Source organism: uncultured Maricaulis sp. (genome assembly GCF_963976135.1).
In the GTDB taxonomy this organism is placed as follows: domain Bacteria; phylum Pseudomonadota; class Alphaproteobacteria; order Caulobacterales; family Maricaulaceae; genus Maricaulis.
Genome location: NZ_CAXBKN010000002.1, coordinates 1 through 19,080, shown reverse-complemented (window position 1 = coordinate 19,080; position 19,080 = coordinate 1). Strand labels below are relative to the sequence as shown.

At 62.9% G+C, this 19,080-nt stretch carries 13 protein-coding genes; 4 read left to right on the top strand and 9 right to left on the bottom strand.

The annotated features are described in order from the left end of the window. The first annotated feature begins 73 nt into the window (after positions 1 to 73). The 3 genes from AAC023_RS00510 (at position 74) to phhA (ending at position 4,639) form a co-directional block, all read left to right on the top strand. Positions 74 to 2,203 (top strand): AsmA family protein, encoded by a 2,130-nt coding sequence (locus AAC023_RS00510; protein WP_339737020.1) that lies wholly within the window; start codon positions 74 to 76, stop codon positions 2,201 to 2,203. 139 nt (positions 2,204 to 2,342) lie between these two features. Continuing rightward, positions 2,343 to 3,599: a beta/gamma crystallin-related protein gene (locus AAC023_RS00505; protein ID WP_339737018.1), complete on the top strand. Its 1,257-nt coding sequence runs from the start codon at positions 2,343 to 2,345 to the stop codon at positions 3,597 to 3,599. A 158-nt stretch (positions 3,600 to 3,757) separates the two neighbouring features. After that, complete coding sequence (gene phhA / locus AAC023_RS00500; RefSeq protein ID WP_339737016.1) at positions 3,758 to 4,639, top strand: phenylalanine 4-monooxygenase; 882 nt, start codon at positions 3,758 to 3,760, stop codon at positions 4,637 to 4,639. Between the two features lie 41 nt (positions 4,640 to 4,680). Here phhA and AAC023_RS00495 read toward each other — a convergent pair whose 3' ends face one another. From AAC023_RS00495 to AAC023_RS00455, 9 genes are all read right to left on the bottom strand, one after another. Continuing rightward, positions 4,681 to 5,106: a response regulator gene (locus tag AAC023_RS00495; RefSeq protein WP_339737014.1), complete on the bottom strand. Its 426-nt coding sequence runs from the start codon at positions 5,104 to 5,106 to the stop codon at positions 4,681 to 4,683. Positions 5,107 to 5,196: 90 nt separating this feature from the next. Next, on the bottom strand, positions 5,197 to 6,537 hold the full coding sequence (astB, locus tag AAC023_RS00490; protein WP_339737012.1) for an N-succinylarginine dihydrolase: 1,341 nt from the start codon (positions 6,535 to 6,537) through the stop codon (positions 5,197 to 5,199). A 20-nt stretch (positions 6,538 to 6,557) separates the two neighbouring features. Beyond that, the gene (gene astD, locus AAC023_RS00485; protein ID WP_339737010.1) at positions 6,558 to 8,003 is read right to left on the bottom strand and encodes a succinylglutamate-semialdehyde dehydrogenase; all 1,446 of its coding nucleotides are present in this window, start codon (positions 8,001 to 8,003) and stop codon (positions 6,558 to 6,560) included. Between the two features lie 4 nt (positions 8,004 to 8,007). Further along, positions 8,008 to 9,024, bottom strand: a complete 1,017-nt coding sequence (locus AAC023_RS00480; RefSeq protein WP_339737008.1) for an arginine N-succinyltransferase — start codon at positions 9,022 to 9,024, stop codon at positions 8,008 to 8,010. 16 nt (positions 9,025 to 9,040) lie between these two features. After that, positions 9,041 to 10,309 carry a hydrolase gene (locus AAC023_RS00475; RefSeq protein WP_339737006.1) on the bottom strand — a complete coding sequence of 423 codons (1,269 nt, stop codon included), beginning with the start codon at positions 10,307 to 10,309 and terminating at the stop codon, positions 9,041 to 9,043. Between the two features lie 78 nt (positions 10,310 to 10,387). Continuing rightward, entirely contained in the window at positions 10,388 to 11,674 is a 1,287-nt protein-coding gene (locus AAC023_RS00470) for a cystathionine gamma-synthase family protein (RefSeq protein WP_339737004.1), read from the bottom strand. 214 nt (positions 11,675 to 11,888) lie between these two features. Next, positions 11,889 to 13,043 carry an OmpA family protein gene (locus AAC023_RS00465; protein WP_339737002.1) on the bottom strand — a complete coding sequence of 385 codons (1,155 nt, stop codon included), beginning with the start codon at positions 13,041 to 13,043 and terminating at the stop codon, positions 11,889 to 11,891. Positions 13,044 to 13,373: 330 nt separating this feature from the next. Further along, a complete protein-coding gene (locus tag AAC023_RS00460) occupies positions 13,374 to 14,948 on the bottom strand; it encodes a L,D-transpeptidase family protein (protein ID WP_339737000.1) in 1,575 nt (524 codons plus the stop codon). A gap of 102 nt (positions 14,949 to 15,050) precedes the next feature. After that, positions 15,051 to 16,925 (bottom strand): cation:proton antiporter, encoded by a 1,875-nt coding sequence (locus tag AAC023_RS00455; protein ID WP_339736998.1) that lies wholly within the window; start codon positions 16,923 to 16,925, stop codon positions 15,051 to 15,053. 239 nt (positions 16,926 to 17,164) lie between these two features. Between AAC023_RS00455 and AAC023_RS00450 the strand changes: the two genes are divergently transcribed. After that, positions 17,165 to 19,080 (top strand): amidohydrolase family protein (locus AAC023_RS00450; protein ID WP_339736996.1); only part of this gene is annotated, 1,916 nt, incomplete at its 3' end.

Here is a 19,080-nt window from a genome sequence, read left to right as displayed (position 1 = left end):
CCCGTCTCGTCCGAAAATCGGCTGACCGGTGACCGCGCGGCATCTGCGAGCAACCCGCCTGGAGTTCCTACTCATGACACGCCTGCTGCAAGTCATCTTCGTTCTGATCGTGCTCGTCATCGGCGCGGCGATCATTATCCCCTTCGTAATCCCCTCCTCCTTCTATCGCGACCGCGTACAGATCGCCGCCAGCGAGGCCCTGCATCGCGATGTCGCTCTGGATGGCGAGCTGGAGCTGCGCCTGCTGCCGCGCATCGAGATCCGGGCCAGCACTGTCTCGATCGCCAATGCCGAGGGGTTCGGCGATGCCGCATTCGCGGAAATGGGCGAAATGCGGGTAGCCGTGAAGCTGCAACCGCTCCTGTCGCGCCAGATCGAGATCGCCGAATTCGTCCTGATCGATCCGATTATCCGGCTGCAGCAGCGCGGCGGGCGCAATAACTGGACAATGGCGGAAGCAGGTCAGACCCCGCCGCCCGCTTCCGGCGACGGGTTTCGCCGTCCCGGCGCCCTGCCCCTGGACGCCAGTTTCGGTGATATCCGGATCGAGAACGGTACGATCACCTATTCCGACGCCAGCCAGAGCCATGACATTACCGGCCTCGACCTCGCGATCGGCCTGCCCTCCCTGGACGGTCCGATGCAGTTGGACGGTTCGCTGAGCGCCAATGGCGAACGGATGAACTTCACGGCGCGCATCGCCTCGCTGCGCGGTTTCTTCGAAGGCCGGGAGACCGGCTTCCTGCTCGATCTGGGCGGCAATCTGGTGACCGCGCATTTCGACGGCAATTTCCGCGAATCCGCCGATCTCGCCCTCGACGGGGCCTTCAATACGACCATCCCCTCGATCCGCAATCTGGCTCGATTTGCCAGCTTCGACATGCCGCCAGGCGACGGCCTGCGCCGTTTCAGCACTGCGGGACGCCTCGCCGGCGACCCGACCCATATCACGCTGACCGCCAATGCGATCCAGCTCGACGACATCGCCGGATCCGGCAGCCTCAACATCAATCTGGAATCGGCGAAACCCCGGCTCAACGGCACGCTCACCCTGGGCCGGCTGGACATCACCCCCTATCTGCCCGAGCCCGCCCCGCAGACCAGCGCCGGCCCCGCCGCAATTGCCCCCTGGAGCGAGGAAACCATCGATCTGGCGGGCCTTGGCCTGGTGGATGCCGATTTGCGGCTCGGCGTCGGCACGCTGAAATTCAACGAAATCGAAGTCAGCGATACCGAATTGCGTGTGCGCATCGCCAATAGCCGACTGGAAGCCAATCTGACACAGATCGCGCTCTATGAAGGCCAGGGCACAGCCGACATCGTCGTCAATGGCCGGTCGCGCCCGGCATCCTACTCGCTGCGCGCCGACCTGACCGGGCTCGACGCCCAGCCCTTCCTGACTGCCGCGGCCGGCTTCGAGCGCCTGCGCGGCACAGGGTCCATGGCGCTGGCCTTCACCAGCTCCGGCGAGAGCCAGGCGGGCATTATGCGAAGCCTGGCGGGCAATGGTCAATTCAGCTTCGCCGACGGTGCCATCACCGGCATCAACGTGGCCCAGACCATCCGCAATGTCTCCAGCTTCGTGTCCGGCAATGGCAATGCATCTGCCAGCGACCCGGCCACTCCGGCCGCGACCGGTGACAATGCCGAGACTGATTTCAGTGCCCTCACCGGCACATTCGATGCGAGCGCGGGGCGGATCACCAATAGCGACCTGCTCCTGCTCAGCCCGCTCCTGCGCATTACCGGCTCGGGCTGGGTCAATCTGCCAGACCAGACTGTGGACTACCGGCTACAGCCTCGGGCCGTCGCCTCGATCCAGGGCCAGGGCGGCGATCGTGACTTGCAGGGCATTACTGTGCCTGTCCGCATTCGCGGCAGCTTCAATGATGTCACGATTGGCGTCGACACCGAGGCCGTCGGTCAGGCCTTGCTCACCGGCGCCGTCAGAAACGCGCTCGGCGGCTCGAGCGGCGCAGCCACGACACCGGAGGAAGCCGTGCGCAATACCTTGCTCGATGCGCTCGGACTGGGCGGCGACAGCACTCCCGAACAGCCGGCAGACGAGAGCGAGCCGGCACAGCCGCAAGCCGAAGACCCCGCGCAGCAACTCCTGCGCGGCCTGCTCAACCGGGCCCGCAATACCCCGCCACCAGACCCGGCACCGACGGACGAACCAGCCGATGATGACGGAAATGGCTAGCTTGCAACCCCGGCACGAGCGGAACAGGCAGGCGCGAAAGCCTGAATACCGACTGAACATGGCTGCGCGCTTGAGTTCAGTTTCCCTGCGCCATGATTATCGCGTTACACTCACAATCCTGTACTGAGGGAGAGCAAAAATGACGATACGCTACAGACTGGCAGCCATGGCCGCCCTGGCGTTTGCTGGCGCCGCGGGCACCGCCAGCGCCCAGGAAATCATTCTCTATGACCAACCGAATTTCCAGGGCCAGAGCCTGACCATCAACCGGGCGACGAGCGATCTGTCCTCAATGCGCTTCAACGACCGCACCAGTTCATTCCGGATTGTGTCGGGTCAGTGGGAGTTGTGTGTTGATTCCAATTACTCGGGCGGCTGCTTCACCTATGCCGGCAATGAGGCCAACCTCGGTCGCTACGACAATCTCTATACCGGCGTCCGCCCGGTCGCGCCGGCACCCAATTCCGGCCAGGGCCGCCCGGGTGGCGGCAATTCGCTGACGCTCTATGCCGGCCCGAACTACACCGGACGGGCTGTCATTCTCACCGAATCCCAGGCCGATCTGAGCCGCCTGGGTTTCAATGATGCCACCCAGTCTATCCGCTATAGCGGCCGCGGCAGCTGGCGCATTTGCGATGACGCCAATTTTGGCGCGCCCTGCATGCAGGTAGATGGCGATCTCCCCGCAATCCGTGGCGGGCTGGCCGGCCGGATCAGTTCGGCGGAGCCTGACTATAACGGCAATACCGGTGGCCCGCGTCCGGGCGGTGATTATGGTCCGCAGCCGAGGAACGGCGTGTGGTTGTTCGATGGCACACGCTTCACCGGGCAACGCGTCGATATCCAGCAGGACAACCCCGATCTCGACCGGATCGGATTCAATGATCGCGCTGACAGCCTGGCGGTCGCCCGCGGTGAGACATGGCAGGCCTGCGAGCATTCGGACTATCGTGGCCGATGCGAATATTTCGAGGGTGACAGCGTCGAGGATCTGACGCGCTTCTATCTGCGCAATACGATTTCCTCTCTGCGCCGCGTCGATGGCTCCTATGGCCAGCCCGGCAATGGCTATCCTGGCCCCGGCGGCGGCTCCGGCTACCCCGGTCCCGGCGGTGATCGCGGCATGAATGTGCGCGGCGGTGTGCGCGGTGTGGACGCGACCTTCTTTGCCCGTCCTGAAGTCAACGGCATGGGCATCGACCGCTGCCTCGGCGAAGGCGGCCGCTTTTGCGATGAAGAAGTGGCTCGCCGGGTTTGCCGGTCAGCCGGTTATAGCCGCGCCGTGCATTTCTCGGTCGACCGTTATAGCCGTGCGCGAACCTGGTATATTGGTGCAAACCAGGAATGCCGGGACGGACGTTGCGAGCCGATGGTCGATCTGCTCTGCAGCAATTAATCCGCGCCAGCCGCAAGCCTGACGATGAAGCGCCGTCCCCGCACCGGGGGCGGCGTTTTCGTGCTGCGCAGCGCTGTGTCCATTCGCCCGTTTCGCGGCGCGCCAAACCAGCCTATATTGGTTACAAATGAAACCAGATCGCGCCCAGGATATCCGCCATGCCCGTCAACGACCCCGTCATCGCCGAACAGACCCCGGCTGCGGACTTCACGATTGAGCAGAAATGGGATCGCTATTCGGCCGAGGAACACGCTATCTGGACGACGCTGTACGAGCGTCAGATGAAAATTCTCGGCAATCGGGCCGTACCGGAATTCTTCAAGGGTCTGGAATTGCTCAATCTCAATGAGGGCGGCATTCCCGACTTCCGGCGCGTCAATGAGAAGCTGGAAGCCCTGACCGGCTGGACCGTGGTGACCGTGCCCGGTCTCATCCCGGAGAAGGAATTCTTCGAACACCTGGCCAATCGCCGCTTCGTCTCAGGCCGTTTCATTCGCGATGGCGAAAAACTCGACTACCTACCCGAGCCCGACATCTTCCACGATGTCTTCGGCCACGTCCCGCTGCTGAGCCTGCCGGTTTTCGCCGACTATATGGCCGCCTATGGCCGCGGCGGCCTTCGTTCGATCGGATTCGATGCCATCGAGCAGATTACCCGGCTCTACTGGTATACGGTCGAGTTCGGCCTCATCAACACGCCCGAGGGTCGGCGGATCTATGGTGCCGGGATCGTCTCCTCGCGTGCGGAATCAATCTTCAGCCTCGAAGCGCGCTCGCCCAACCGCATCCATTTCGACATCGAACGGATCATGCGGACCGATTATCGCTATGATGATTTTCAGCAGAGCTATTTCGTGATCGACAGTTTCGAGGAATTGATGGAAGCGACCTATCAGGACTTCGAATCGATCTATCAGCGCCTGCGCGGCCAGCCCGACCTCAAGCCCTCCCAGATCATCGAGGGCGACCGGGTCTATAGCGAGGGCAGCCAGGAATATGCCCGCGCCGGTGGCCTGTTGAAGCAGGCGGCAGCGCTCTAGAAATCCATCGACCTGTCAGTTCGACCCGATGCTGCAGCGTGCTAGCGGCAGATCAGACGGCGGCGGCCGTCGGCCAGCACTTCAATGCCCAGCGATGGCGTATTCGCAAGCGCCGTTTCGAGCTTCTCGCCCGAGATGGGTTTGACGATATAGAAGCTGGCGCCGGCCTGGCGGCACCGCGCCTCCTTGTCCGGATTCAGCGCGCCGGAAAAAGCACCGATCGCGCCGCCATGCAGGACTTCGCTTGCCATTTTTATGAATTCGATCGGATCATCACCGGCCAAGCCCATATCGGTCAGGACCAGAACAGGTCCGCCGGCCCGCCGGAACAGATGCGCAAGGGCCGCCTCGGGCTGGGTAAAGCTCAAAAAGTCGAGCTCAAACCCGGCATCCTCAAGATCAGTCCTGAACAGGAAGTGTTCGTCCGGATCGTCATCGATCAGAATGATTGGAACGCCTTGGCTCACGCCTTCTCCCCATGACAACCGCGAAAGGTTCGGCGCGATACCATCCTGATTCGGGTCAAATACAGCCCGCCTTTATTGATTCAACAGCCCTTATCCGCGCTGGAACGGATAGAAATCCGAACCAAGGCCGAGCAATACGCTGAGGGCATCAAGTGCCTGCCGGCTCTCGACCAGCAATTGCGGATCAGCCAGGTCGCCCGGCGACAAGCTCTCGCGATAATGCGTCATGCCCCAATCATTGAGCGCTGCGAACAGGTCGGGCGTCATGATCACATTCGCCGAAAGCGCTTGGCGCTCGACTTCGGTCAGCACAACACGGAGCCGCAGACAGGCTGGGCCACCACCATTGCGCATGGATTGGCGCACCGAGGCGAAACGCACCGCGCCGATCGGGCCATTGCCGGTGACCAGGCGCTCGCAATAGGCCCGTGTGGCAGGGTTCTCGCGGGTTTCCTCAGGCGCCAGCAGCACCAGACGATCCTCGCCGGGGATTTGCAGCAATTGGGAATTGAACAGATAGGAGGTGATGGCATCGTCCAGCGTCACTTCGCTTGCCGGCACTTCAACAAAATCCGGTTCAAACAGGCCATCAGCCGCCCGCCGGATGGCCGCAACCGCCCCGTCGCGATCCTCAAAGGCCTGTTCATGGTAGAAGAGACAGGTACGGGTCCCGACGCAGACCACATCATTGTGAAAAGCCCCCGCCTCGATCGCGGTGCGTGACTGTTGCAGGAGCACGGTGCGCGCCGGGTCGAGGCCATGCCTGCGGGCTATGGCCTCGCAGCTCTGACGCGTCTGCCGCGCCGGGAAACGCCCGTCATAGCTTGAGGCCGCATCGCGCCCCCAGACCAGAATTTCAACGCCAGTGGCGCCATGCGCCTCGCACAGGCGGACGTGATTGGCAGCGCCCTCATCGGCAAAATCCGGCTGATAGGGCAAGGAGTCGTGGACACTGAAGCGGGTCTCGTCGGCGAAGATCCGCTCCAGCGCCCGGCGCGTCTGTGGCGCCTCGATCGCGCGATGTCCGGTCGTCAGCAGGTTGGCAGGCGTGAAATGCACCCGCCCGTCAGCGCTGTCAGCGGAGGGCGAGACCATGGCAGCATTGGCGGCCCACATCGCCGAAGCCGAACTGGCGCGGCGCAGAAGATGCGGCGCTTCACGTCCGACCTGTTCGATGATCCCGGCATCACTGCCGCTGAAGCCGAGGGTTCTCAGCAGCGGCAGAAATGGCCGCTCATGCGGTGGCATCACGCCCTGCAGCAAGCCGATATCGGCCAGCGACTTCATCTTGGCGATGCCTTCGAGCACCGCTTCACGCGGCGAGGACGCCAATCCCTCACTACGTGCACTGGCGAGATTGCCTTCAGACAAACCGCCATAATTATGCGTGGGGCCGACCAGTCCGTCGAAATTGGCTTCAATGGCAGTCATCGCGCAGGCCTTCCCTGAATTCAGTCAACGCCCTTGATGGCCATGTATTCCGGCTCCCGCGCAGCCTGGGTGGCGACGGGGAAGGCGCAATAATCTGCTGCGTAATAGGCACTCGGCCGCAGATTGCCCGACTGGCCCGGTCCGCCGAACGGCATGTTGGACGCAGCCCCGCAGGTTGGCCGGTTCCAGTTGACGATACCGGCGCGGCTCTCGACCCAGAAGCGCTCCCACAGCTCACGGCTGTCGGACACCAGGCCAGCGGCGAGGCCATAGGCGGTATTATTGGCCGCCTGTACGGCATCCTCGAAACTGGCGACGCGGGTCACCTGGAGCATGGGTCCAAAGACTTCTTCATCCGGCACATCAATACCGGTGACATCGAGCAGCCCCGGGCGCAGGAAGGCATCGCCAAGCGTGTCGCGCTTGACCTTGCGCAGGGCGATGGCGCCGCGGGCGATCAGATCATCCTGGGCATCCAGCACGACCTGTGCCGCCCCGGCCGAAACCAGCGGGCCAATAAAGGGCTGAACCGGGTCATTCCATTTGCCGATCGTCAACTTGTCCGACAATTCCAGAATCGCCGCGATCACGGCATCGCCAGACTCGCCGCGCGGGACAATCAGACGGCGCGCACAGGAGCAACGCTGTCCGGCAGTGATAAAGGCCGAATGCACCGCGATGCTGGCAGCGGCGCGGGCATCGGCAGCATCCCAGATCACCAGCGGACTATTGCCGCCCATTTCGAGCGCCAGCTGAATTCCGGGACGGCCGGCAAATTTCTCATGGATAAACTTGCCGGTGCTCCAGGAACCTGTGAAGAGCACGCCGTCGAGCTCGGCATTGTCGAGCGCCGCGGCACCTGTGTCGCGCGCGCCCTGCACCATATTGATGACGCCCGCCGGAAGCCCGGCAGCCTCCCAGGCGCGGATCATGGCTTCGCCAACGCCCGGCGTGACCTCGGAAGGCTTGAAGACGACAGTATTGCCGGCGATCAGGGCCGGAACAATATGGCCATTGGGCAGGTGACCGGGGAAATTATAGGGCCCGAGGACGAACATTACGCCCAGCGGTTTGTGTGCCAAGCGGGCAAACCCAAAGGCGGTATCCGTCTCATAGCCACCAGTGCGGTCGGCATGGGCGGAAATCGAAATCTCGACCTTGCCAATCATCGCGCCGACTTCGCCTGCTGTTTCCCACAAGGGTTTGCCAGTCTCGCGCGCGATCAGTTCGGCGAGTGCCTCCCTGCAGTTCTCAAGCTCGGCCTTGAAGCGCTCGACCGCCGCAATGCGCTCGGCCAGCGAGGTACGTCCCCAGGCGGGAAAGGCTCGGCGCGCCGCGGTGAAGGCTTGGGCGACATCATCGGCGCCCGCAGCCTTGCCCGTCCAGACCAGCGAGTTATCGGCCGGATTGGTCGAGGTGAAGGCGCCGGCCGTGCCGTCGCGCCAATCTCCATTGATGAAATTCATTCTATCACCTCTGATGGCGCCAGAAACGGGCGCGCTCTCCGTCTCGCAAATCCATTGCCTGCATCACTTCATAGGCGATGCCGAGCACGTCGCCATCATCGACGGCCTCGACAGCGCACGTGCGAAAATCTTCGATTCTGTCCGTCGACAATATGCCCTGCACACCGCCAGCCGTCGTCGCGGCGCGCACCGTCACTTCCCGGCTTTCACGCAAGGTGCGGATATTCTCCGTCCAGGTCGAAACCAGCGGACCACCGTCGAAAATGTCGACATATTTGTCGTAGTGGAAGCCCTCCCAGCGCAGCAGATTCATCGCGCCAGCCCCGTCACGGTGGGTCTTGCCAATGACATCGCGCACGGATTCCGGCAGTAGATCGACATAGATCAAATGCTGCGGGCCGAGATCGAGGATGAATTGATTGTCGGTGGACGCACTGAGACGATCGGCCTCATCGAAATCCATGTGGAAGAAGGGTCGCGAGACATGGTCGAAAAATGGCGAAGAGCCATCATCGAGCACGACGCCGCGCAATTCAGCCAGGACTTTCTCGCCAAAGCGCTCCGGCGCCGCCCCCATCAGCAGATAACGCGACTGGGCGACCAGACGGCCGGCGCCGCCGCCGCGTCCGGCTTCGGAGACAAAGAGCGTGCCGACTTCGGTCGATCCGGCGAAATCATTGACCAGCAGCATGGCGTCCATGTCGAAGCGGCGCTGGGCATCGACGGAATGCTGGGCAATGGTGATGATCTTGAAGTCCCAGTAGGGCTTGGACACACCGACCATCGCCTTGATCGCCGAACAACCGATAATCTTGCCGCTCTCCGTATCCTCCAGCATGAGCTGATAGGTGTCCTCGGTCTGCCCTTGCGGGTTGGACTGATAGGCCGCCGCCGATTTTTCCAGCCGTTCGGCCAGCACATCGCGTGTGACGGACAGGCTGGTGAATCCGGTCCCGGCTTCCTCGGCCAACAGGCTCAAGGCATCGATATCAGCTGCCTTGGCAGCGCGTACGATCAGCATTGTCTTCCCCGACCTGTCAGTCTTGTTGTTGGACCAGCGCGCGCGCTTCGCGCGCATCGAACCGGCCTTGAGCAAATTTCATCAGCATCACGGCCGAGAGCTTGGCACGCTCGCCGAAACTGGACAGTTTCACGATCTCGCGATCGGAATGAATATCGGCCCCGCGCACGCCGAGTGTATCCACATTCGGACAGCCGGCGGCCCACAGATTATTGCCCTCGCAGACACCGCCCGTATCCTGCCAGCGAATATCTAGCCCGAGGCTCGAACCGGCAGCGCGCGTCCATTCGAACATTTTGGCATTCGCCGGGCTCATCGGCTTGGGCGGGCGGGTAAAACCGCCATAGAGTTCGGCGCCAATCCCGTCGCGGATGCGGACCATGTCGAGCAGGCGCTCAAGTTCGGCGAGCACCCAGATACGGTCATTCTCGGTCTTGACCCGGATATTGAAACGCACCACCGCATTGTCGGGCACGACATTGGGTGGGCCGCCGCCATCAATGCGGGCGAGATTGAAAGTGACGTCCTCGCGGCGGCCATTGAGACTGTCCAGCTCAAGGCCGAAGGCACAGGCTGCGGCGAGCGCATTACGACCGAGATGGTGTTCACGGCCTGCATGAGCCGCGCGGCCTGACAATTTGAGCGACCAGTTTCCCGACCCCTTGCGGGCACCGGCCAGAGAGCCATCGGCCAGGGCCGGCTCATAGGTCATGCCGATATCAGCGCGGGCACCGATTTCCGCCAGCACCGGCGCCGAGCCGAGCGAACCGATTTCCTCGTCCGGACTGATCAGCACATCGACACCGATCTGATCCTTCCAAGGCGAACGCTGCAGGGCCAGCAGGCCGTGCAGCATGACCAGTATCCCGCCCTTCATATCAGCCACGCCCGGTCCATTGAGCGTGTCCTCATCCCAGAGCGTCGTCGACTGGAAGGCGCTGGAGAGCGGAAACACCGTGTCATGATGGCCGGTCATGGCGATGCGGATCGGCGCTTCCGGCCGGATCTGGCAGCGGAAGGATGGCGTATAGGGTTGTTCGTGCACGCGGCCATCGGGTTCGACCACGGTGGAAGGTTGCAGGTCAACGGCATCGATACGGGCATCGTCGAGTGCGCCGAATGCGGTCTCGAGACAGGCCCTCATGCGCTCCAGCCCTTCGGGATTGCGGCTGCCGGAATTGATCGCGGACCAGGCCTTGACGGTCTCGATCATCGCATCGCTGCGCGTATCGACCCAGTCGAGGACGGCGCGCTCGTCAGCATTGAGCTCCAGAGGATTCAGCATGGCTCAGTGATAATGGTTTAAAAGAAGGGGTCTAGCCCCGGCGGACATATCCGCCGGGGCCAGACTGTCAAATTCGGCTCAGGCCTTCTCGAGCGCCTGCGCCAGATCGGCGATCAGGTCATCGGGATTCTCGATGCCGACCGAGATCCGGACCAGGCCTTCCGAAAAGCCCTGGCGCTTACGCAATTCCGGATCAACACCGCGATGGGTCGTCGAACCGGGATGGCAGATCAGGGTCTCGGTACCGCCAAGGCTGACGGCGAGTTTCATGACCTGCAGGGCATTCAGCATGCGGAATGCGCTCGCTTCGTCAGCCAGGTCAAAGGCAAAGGTCGAGCCGGCCGAGGTACATTGCGCCTTGAAGACCTCCGCGTCGCGATTGCCCTCGCCAAGAAAGCCGAGATAGCGAACGCGGTCGACCTTGGGATGGTCGCGCAGGAAGGCGGCAACCTTCTTGGCACCGAGGGCTGCAGCATCCATCCGGATCTTCACGGTTTCCAGCGAACGCAGCAGCATCCAGCAGGTATGCGGATCCAGATTGGTTCCGAGATAGCCCCGCAGGCTGCGCACCAGGGCCATCGGCTCGGAAGCACCCAGCGCGGACCCGGCAATCAGGTCACTATGGCCGCCCACATATTTCGTCAGCGAATAAACCAGCACATCGGCACCTAGTTCCAATGGCGCCTGGCCGACCGGGCCGAGGAAGGTATTGTCGACCACGATCCAGGGGCGCTTGCCCTGCTTCTCGGCGATCATGTCGGCAATGCGATTGCAGGCCGCCAGATCGACCAGATCATTGGTCGGATTGGTCGGGGTCTCGGTATAGATGACGGAGACCGGGCCGAGCGCCATGGCGGTCTCGGCGGCAGCACGGATCTCGTCTTCCGAAGCGGCTGCGAAGAAATCAACGCTCTTGATACCGTAATTGGGCAAGAATTTGCGCAACAGGCTTTCAGTCCCACCATAGAGCGGCGTCGATTGCAGGATAACGGAACCGGCATGCGCCAGCGCCATCAGGGTTGTCGAGATCGCTGCCATGCCGGACGAAAACACGGCGGCCTCTTCGGCGGCGTCATAGAGCGCCAGACGGTCTTCGAGCACTTCCATATTCGGGTTGTTGAAACGCGAATACATCAGTCCAGCCGATTCCGGATCACCTTCCTGGGCTTGGCCCAGGGAGACACGGAAGAAGGAGGCCCCGGCCTCGGCACTTTCAAAAGCGAAGGTCGAGGTCAGGAAGACGGGCGGCTTGATCGACATTTCCGAGAGCTTTGGATCATAGCCATAGCTCATCATCTGGGTTTCGGGGCTCAGCTTGTGGCCGGCCACGGCGTGCTTGCGGTAGGGCTTGTCGGGTTTGCTCATCGAAATGTCCTCGAAATCGCGCCGGGCAAAACCACCCGGCTGCGTGTCGGGGCGATTAGAACCAGCTTTCGGCCGGGGTCAAGTCTGTCCTGAAGAAGGCGAAAAATGCCTCCCGATCTGCTCAGTTCTGCGGGTTTCACAGCACGAATATTCCAAGAAAAAGGGCGGCCCGGCAAAAAGCCGGACCGCCCGATTTCAGGCATCATACTCAAGATTAGTTGAGGACGATGACCACTTCTGCACGACGGTTGAGCGGCTCGCGCACACCGTCTGGCGTCTGAACCGCATTGCGGGTTTCGCCAAAGGCTTCCAGCGTGATCGTGCTGGCCGGGACGCCGAGGCGAACCAGTTCATCACGAACAACGCGGGCACGGCGCTCGGACAGACCCACATTGTAGGATGCTGCACCGGAACGGTCGGTAAAGCCCGAAACCGAAACGCGTGTCACGCCGCAAGAACCGCGCTGGTTCGAAGCTTGTGCGATAACCGCACGCGCTTGATCCGTAAGGTCCGCACGATCCCACTCGAAGTAGACTGGGAACTGCACATCGTTACACACGACCGGTGGTGGTGGTGGTGGTGGCGGTGGCGGTGGCGGTGGTGGCGGTGGTGGTGGTGGTGGTGGCGGTGGTGGAGGTGGTGGGGCTGCGAAAGAATAACGCAGACCAATCCAGGCCTCATGACCGGCAAGCGCATCAACGCTCACGCCTGGGTCAAAATCCGTGCCGCCGGCCGAGAAATACCGGTATTCGGTATCCAGGGTCAGACGCTCGGTGAGGTCCCAGCCAATACCGGCCATGACCTGCCAAGCGAATGGCGAGTCGTCGCCAGTCGCGACAACATAGTCAGCTGGAGTCGGTGCGAAAGGAATCGTACCCGTAGACCAACCCGCGAGCGAGCCATCGACACGAGCAAGACCGACGCCGACACCGATATATGGGTGGTAGCTGCCTTCAGGATTGAAATCGAAAATGGCGTTCGCCATGACCGACCAGATCTGAAAATCGCTGAGGCTGTCTTCGAAGCCGCCGATTGCACCAGTGTTGTTGTAACGCTGAGCAAGCTCGCCTTCGAAACGGAACCCGTCGGCCCATTCATAGCCGAGAGCAACAGCTTCGCGCCAATTGCCCTTGCCATTGATTTCGCCATTCAGCGAACCAGATACATCCGTATCGCCTGGGCCGCCGTAACCGACAGCACCACGACCATACCAGCCTTCGTCAGCGAACGCAGGAGCCGCTGCCAGGAAGGCTCCGACGGCGACCGCCGTAAAAAGCCGTTTTTTCATCATACCCCCTCCGGAGGCTTTCGCCTCCTTGGTGTGAAAGTGTATTCCCGGAATCGTTCCGGAAAATTCGAAAACACCCACTCCGGATATTTCCCATTCATTTCATTACAACAAGCTGTCCTGCTTCGCCACCGCGAAGTCCGAAAAAACACGTATTCGGTGCAAATTTCTGGTGCCGTTGCAGAGACGCTACACCTTTGCGGCGAAAGCTGGGCAGGCCTCGGCGGTCAATTTGCGGCCATAGAGGCGCGCAGGCGAGCTACAGCTTGGATGCAGCCGGAACACTTGACCCCAAGCGCCCGGCAGCCGCGCGGAACCCGGAATGCTGCACTGCGGCATCACCCTGAGCGTGCGTCCGCGCCGGGATGTGTCATCTCAGGTCCGTTGCAAGCTGAAACCGGGCCAAATCAGTCACTCAAACCGTGCCCGGGACAGGCCACTCCCGGCGATTCGCACACCTTCCAGCTCGCGGGCCTGCTCGAGGGCGAGTTCGAATTGCCGGATCAGGCCCCCGTCGCGCCGGTAGAGATCATTGAGATAGCGCACATCGCCATCAGCATTGCTGACGACCGTCCAGTAATTGATATGCACCGGCAAGCGGTCATCGAGCCAGACCACGGTCGGCGTGTTGCCGGCAACGACTTGCTCGATCTGCTCGGCATCCCAGCCCTCCTGACCGTCCAGCACCCATTCAGCCAGCAGAAGCGGGTCATGGACACGAATACAGGCGGCCGAGAAATCACGGCGCGTCTCGGAAAACCGGTCGCGCTCGGTGGTGTCGTGAATGTAGACATTGTGACTATTGGGGAAGATGAACTTCACCTCGCCCATCGGATTATCGGCGCCCGGCGGCTGCGACATACGATAGGGCCAGTCCCGGCCCCAGCGACTCCAGTCGATCTCATAAACGGATATCTGGTTGCCGCCCGCATCATAAATGCGGAATCCGCGCTGGGCCGCGAGGCCCGGATTGCGCCGGAAGGAGCGGAAGCGGGTCTGCGCCAACCCGCCGGGGATCCCCCACCAGGGATTGAGGACGAGATACTGCATGTCCTCGGAAAACTCCGGGGTCGAACTGACCTGCCGTCCGACCATTACCCGGTGACGGCGCGCCAGGGCACCATCGGCCCAGGCCTCGAGCGTGAAATCAGCGAGATTGACCCGTATATGACGCCGGCCGGGCTCCCGGCTCTGCCAGCGGCGCTGTTCGAGATTGACGCGCAATTGCGACAGCCGTTGCTCCGGCGTGATATTGAGATGGTTTAGCGTCGCCTGGTCCATCTGCCCGGAGGGCGAGAGATTGGCCCGTCCCTGAAACCGCCTGACCGCTGTTTCAAGCCTCAATTCGAACGCATCCCCGGCGCTCCAGCTCTCGCGATAGAGGCCGACAGCCGACAGCCGGGCGCGTAGCTGATCGACGCGCGGACCATGATCGCCAGTGGCGAGGGTCGCGCCGGGCTCGATCCCGGGCCAGATCGGCTGCAAGGCCATCAAGCGCAGCATTTCGGCGCGCAGGGCGCGGTATTCACCGAGATCGGGAGCGAGCGCATCCAGCGCATCGGCGACCCGCTCTTCGGCCAGGGCGCGGGCGAGTACAGTGTGCAGCTCGGCCCGCTCGGCCTCATCAAGCGTATTGAGCTGGCGGGTTTGCGAATCCGTCAGGCCATAGCGCAGCCAGCCACCAAAGCGCAGAAAGGCCGAACTTGCCATCGCTGCGCGCTGCTCGAGCCCTAGCGAGCGGTCGAGCAAGGCCCCGGCAGTCTGGTCCAGCGAAGGCAAGCCGTGACTGGGCGCATCGAACAGGGCGATCGCCAGCTGTTCGATACTGGTCTCACTCCAGGCCGGCAAATTCGCTGCGGGTCCGTGCGCGGCAGGCGTTGGCGGCACCGCACCCGCCCCGGCCTCGCGCACATCCTCGGCACCGGCGGCAACCGGGCCACAGGCCAGCAAAAAGGCTAGCGTCACGAAACAAGAAATCCGAAGCACGGCCGGCCCCTCCCAGAACCTGACGTCGAGTATTAGTCACATTTGGTTGCAACCGAAAGCCGAAACGCTCACCGGCGGCCGGCCGGCGCGCCTTGCACGAGATCAGTTCTCGAGCCTCTCCTCGGCATCCTCGGCCATCAGCTCGGCGAGGGACACCACCCGCGAGTGGGCTTTTTCCATATAGGCTGCATTGTCGAATACATCGGTATCGGCGTCCCAGACTTCGAAGAGTTGCCGCAGGCTTTCTTCATCATGCTCGGCGAACGCCCTGGCCTTGCCCTCGGCCTGGCTGGGCGAGCGGCCGAGAAATTCCAGCGCCTGCCGTCCGGCCTCGAGCGATGAGCCGAACAGTTCGCGGATCGCGCTGTCGGCACCGGCCGCGCGCAGCTGATAGACATGCTCCCGGCTCGCCGCACGGGCGATGATTCGGACATGGGGAAAGCGCTGCTTGACGTGCTGGACGAGCTCGACTGCCCGCTCCTGGCTGTCGGTGGCCACGATCAGCAGACGCGCCTTGGCAATCCCCGCCGCCTCCAGCAGACCCGGGCGCAACGCGTCGCCATAATAGACCTGAATGCCGAATTTCCGCATCACCTCGATATGGGCGGGCGAATTGTCGAGCACGACGGGGCGGTGGCCATCCATCACCAGAAGCCGCTGGACGATTTGGCCGAAACGGCCCATGCCGGCGATGATCACCGACGCCTCTTCCTCGATCAGGTCCGCTGGCCGGGACGGCCCGCCGCGCCGCGTGACATGCGGCGCGACCCAGCGTTCAAACACGATCATGACCAGCGGTGTCGCCATCATGGAGAGCGCGACAACCAGACCGGTGATATTGGCGATATGATCAGGCAGGACCTGCACCCCGACCGCATAGGTCAGCAGGACGAAGCCGAATTCACCGCTCTGGGCCAGCGAGAAGGTGAAAAGCCAGCGGGCATGTCCGCGAATGCCGAAGACCAGGGTCAGCCCCCACAGGATCACGCCCTTTACCAGGATCAGCGCCAGGACCAGGCCCAGGATGAGCGCCGGTGTCTGCGCCAGCAGGGAAAACTGCATCCCCGCCCCGACCGTAATGAAGAAGACCCCGAGCAACAGTCCCTTGAAGGGTTCCAGCACGCTGACCAGTTCGTGGCGGTATTCGCTGTCGGCCAGCACGACACCGGCCAGGAAAGTCCCCAGTGCAGCCGAGAGGCCGACCCAGCCCATCAACAGCGCGGTCGATATCACCAGCAAGAGTGAAGCGGCGAAGAATATCTCGTGCAGGCCGGTGCGGCCGATGGCGCGAAACACCGGCCGGGTCAGATAGCGTCCGACCAGGACAACCAGGACAACGGCCCCCAGCGTCAGCAGCGCCTGGCCCCAGGCCGGAAGGTGCATGATCAGGCTGATATCCGCCGCCGGCGCGTCAGCCCCTTCGGCCAGGAGCGGACCGCCCGCCATCGGCATTTCGCCCGTGCCTGTGCTGACGGCCAGAAGCGGCATCAGGGCCAGCATCGGGATCACGGCGACGTCCTGGAAGAGCAGAACCGAAAAGGCCGACTGGCCGCCCTCACTGCGCAGCCAGCCCTTTTCGCCGAGCGTCTGCAGCACGATGGCGGTCGAGGAGAGCGACAGGATCATGCCCAGGGCGATGGCCACCCGCCAGTCCATACCCAGGGCGAGACCGCCGGCCAGGGTCAGGCCCGTCACCGCGACCTGCATGCCGCCCAGCCCGATCAGCCTGACCCGCATGTCCCAGAGCAGGCGTGGCTGCAATTCCAGTCCGACCAGGAACATCATGATGACAACACCGAATTCGGCAAAATGCTGCACGTCCTCGGTGTGCGAGCCGACCAGTTCGAGCAAGGGCGCGATCGCGATCCCCGCCAGCAGATAGCCCAGCACCGAGCCGAGCCCGAGCCGGTGCGCGATCAGCACAGCGACGACGCCGGCCCCGAGATAGATAGCCGCCTGCAGCAGAAATGATTCCATGGGGTCACAGTGCGCGTGCCCGGGGCAAAGCTCAATCGGGCGGGGATCGGAAAATTCTGCAAAACGGGAGAAATTGCACTCCTGCTACGACTATTATCTCTGCGTCGGGGGCATGGCCCGGGCGCCATGATCGCACAGCGCAGCCCGGCGGGGACAAGACACCGGCCCCGCTGCGCTGACAGCGGCCGGATTCGGTGCTAGTGCTGGGCGGCAATCGACACGTTTTCGGGGGAATTCTCATGCATGCATCGTCCAAACTCGGCCTGGCGCTGGCGCTGGCCGCAAGCCTTGCCGCCTGTGGCAATTCCGGCACCACGCCGGACAGCGAGACCGCGACCGCCGCCACCGAGGCCTCGCGCTTCACCATCCTGGTCGGCGGCACTGAAATCGGTGCGCTCGAAATCACCGCCTCCGAGACCGGCTATGGCGTCGAATACGAGTACCGCAATAATGGCCGCGGCCCGACCATCTCCGAAACCGTGGCCCTGAGCGCGGCCGGCCTGCCGACCCATTGGACGATTGAAGGCGCCTCGACCTTCGGCAATCCGATCTCGGAGAGCTTCGAGTTCGAGGACGACCAGGCCAGCTGGTCCGATGCCACCGGCAGCGATGCGGCCGTGATCGAGGGCGAGGCCTTCTACGTGCCCCAGGATGGCAGCCCCTACTGGCTGGCGATCGCCGCGCGCGCCCTGATGGACAATGAGACCGGCATACTCAACGCCATTCCCGGCGGTGCCCTGCAGCTCAGCGAGATCGAACAGCTCAGCGTCTCCGATGGCGCCAACCAGCGCATGGTCACCAGCTATGCCATGACCGGCACCAGCCTGGACCCGACCTATATCCTGATGGACGGCCGCGCCTTTTTCGGCCTGATCACACCGGGCTTCGCGATCCTGGAAACCGGTTTTGAAGTCGAAGACGAACGCCTGCGCGGCATCGCCGCTGCCTATGGCGCGGCGCGTCTCGAGAATATCCAGGCCAGCACTGCCCATGATTACGGCACGCCGGTCCGCATCCGCAATGTCCGGGTCTTTGATCCGGCGAGCCAGGCGCTTGGCGCACCGGTTTCGGTCGTGATCGAGGGTAATCGCATTGCCGCCATCGACGCGCTTGACGTGCCGACGCGCTCCGGTGAGGTCGAGATTGACGGTGCCGGCGGTTCCCTCCTGCCCGGCATGTTCGAAATGCACGGCCATATGGGCGAGACCGATGCCCTGCTCAACCTCGCCGCCGGCGTCACCAGCGTGCGCGATATGGGCAATAATAACGAGGTCCTCGGCGCCCTGATCGATCGCATCGAATCCGGCCAGCTGGCCGGACCGCGCGTCTTCCGCAGCGGATTCATCGAAGGTCGCAGCCCGTTCAGCTCCAATAACGGCATTCTGGTTGAAACCCAGGAAGAGGCGGTCGCCGCCGTCGACACTTATGCCGATACCGGCGATTACATCCAGATCAAGATCTACAACTCGATGAATCCCGACTGGGTGCCCGCCATGATCGAACGCGCCCATGAGCGCGGCCTGCGCGTCGCCGGCCATGTGCCCGCCTTCACCAATGCCGACGCCATGATCGCCGCCGGCTATGACGAGATGACCCATATCAACCAGGTCATGCTCGGCTGGGTGCTCGAAGAGGGCGAGGACACGCGCGAGCTGCTGCGCCTGACCGCCCTTCGCCGTCTACCGGCGCTCGACCTGCAAAGCGAGCCGGTCCGGAACACGATCGCGGCGATGGCGGCGCGCGGTGTCGCCATCGATCCGACCCTGGCGATCCATGAGGCCCTGCTGCTGTCGCGCAATGGCGAGCTCACGCCCGGTGCTGTCGATTATATCGATCACATGCCGGTGGACAGCCAGCGCAGCGCCCGCAGCGCCTGGGCCGATATCGCCAATGCCGAGGATGATGCGAATTATCGCGGCGCCTTCGACCAGATTATCGCCACCATCTCGATGATGCGCGAAGCCGGCATTTTCATCGTGCCCGGCACCGATCTGGGCGGGTCCTTCACCTATCATCGCGAGCTGGAACTGTATCAGCGCACCGGCATGACAGCGCCGGAAATCCTCGCCTGGGCCAGCCATGGCATGGCCGCCTATCTCGGCGTCGATGACGAGCTGGGCACCATCGCGCCGGGCATGCTGGCCGATTTCTACCT

What these genes read in the sequence shown, in the direction of transcription:
- AAC023_RS00470 (WP_339737004.1), bottom strand. Translation starts at nt 11,674, where the DNA reads ATGAGCAAACCCGACAAGCCCTACCGCAAGCACGCCGTGGCCGGCCAC.
- phhA (WP_339737016.1), top strand. Translation starts at nt 3,758, where the DNA reads ATGCCCGTCAACGACCCCGTCATCGCCGAACAGACCCCGGCTGCGGAC.
- AAC023_RS00480 (WP_339737008.1), bottom strand. Translation starts at nt 9,024, where the DNA reads ATGCTGATCGTACGCGCTGCCAAGGCAGCTGATATCGATGCCTTGAGC.
- astD (WP_339737010.1), bottom strand. Translation starts at nt 8,003, where the DNA reads ATGAATTTCATCAATGGAGATTGGCGCGACGGCACGGCCGGCGCCTTC.
- AAC023_RS00475 (WP_339737006.1), bottom strand. Translation starts at nt 10,309, where the DNA reads ATGCTGAATCCTCTGGAGCTCAATGCTGACGAGCGCGCCGTCCTCGAC.
- astB (WP_339737012.1), bottom strand. Translation starts at nt 6,537, where the DNA reads ATGACTGCCATTGAAGCCAATTTCGACGGACTGGTCGGCCCCACGCAT.
- AAC023_RS00455 (WP_339736998.1), bottom strand. Translation starts at nt 16,925, where the DNA reads ATGGAATCATTTCTGCTGCAGGCGGCTATCTATCTCGGGGCCGGCGTC.
- AAC023_RS00510 (WP_339737020.1), top strand. Translation starts at nt 74, where the DNA reads ATGACACGCCTGCTGCAAGTCATCTTCGTTCTGATCGTGCTCGTCATC.
- AAC023_RS00505 (WP_339737018.1), top strand. Translation starts at nt 2,343, where the DNA reads ATGACGATACGCTACAGACTGGCAGCCATGGCCGCCCTGGCGTTTGCT.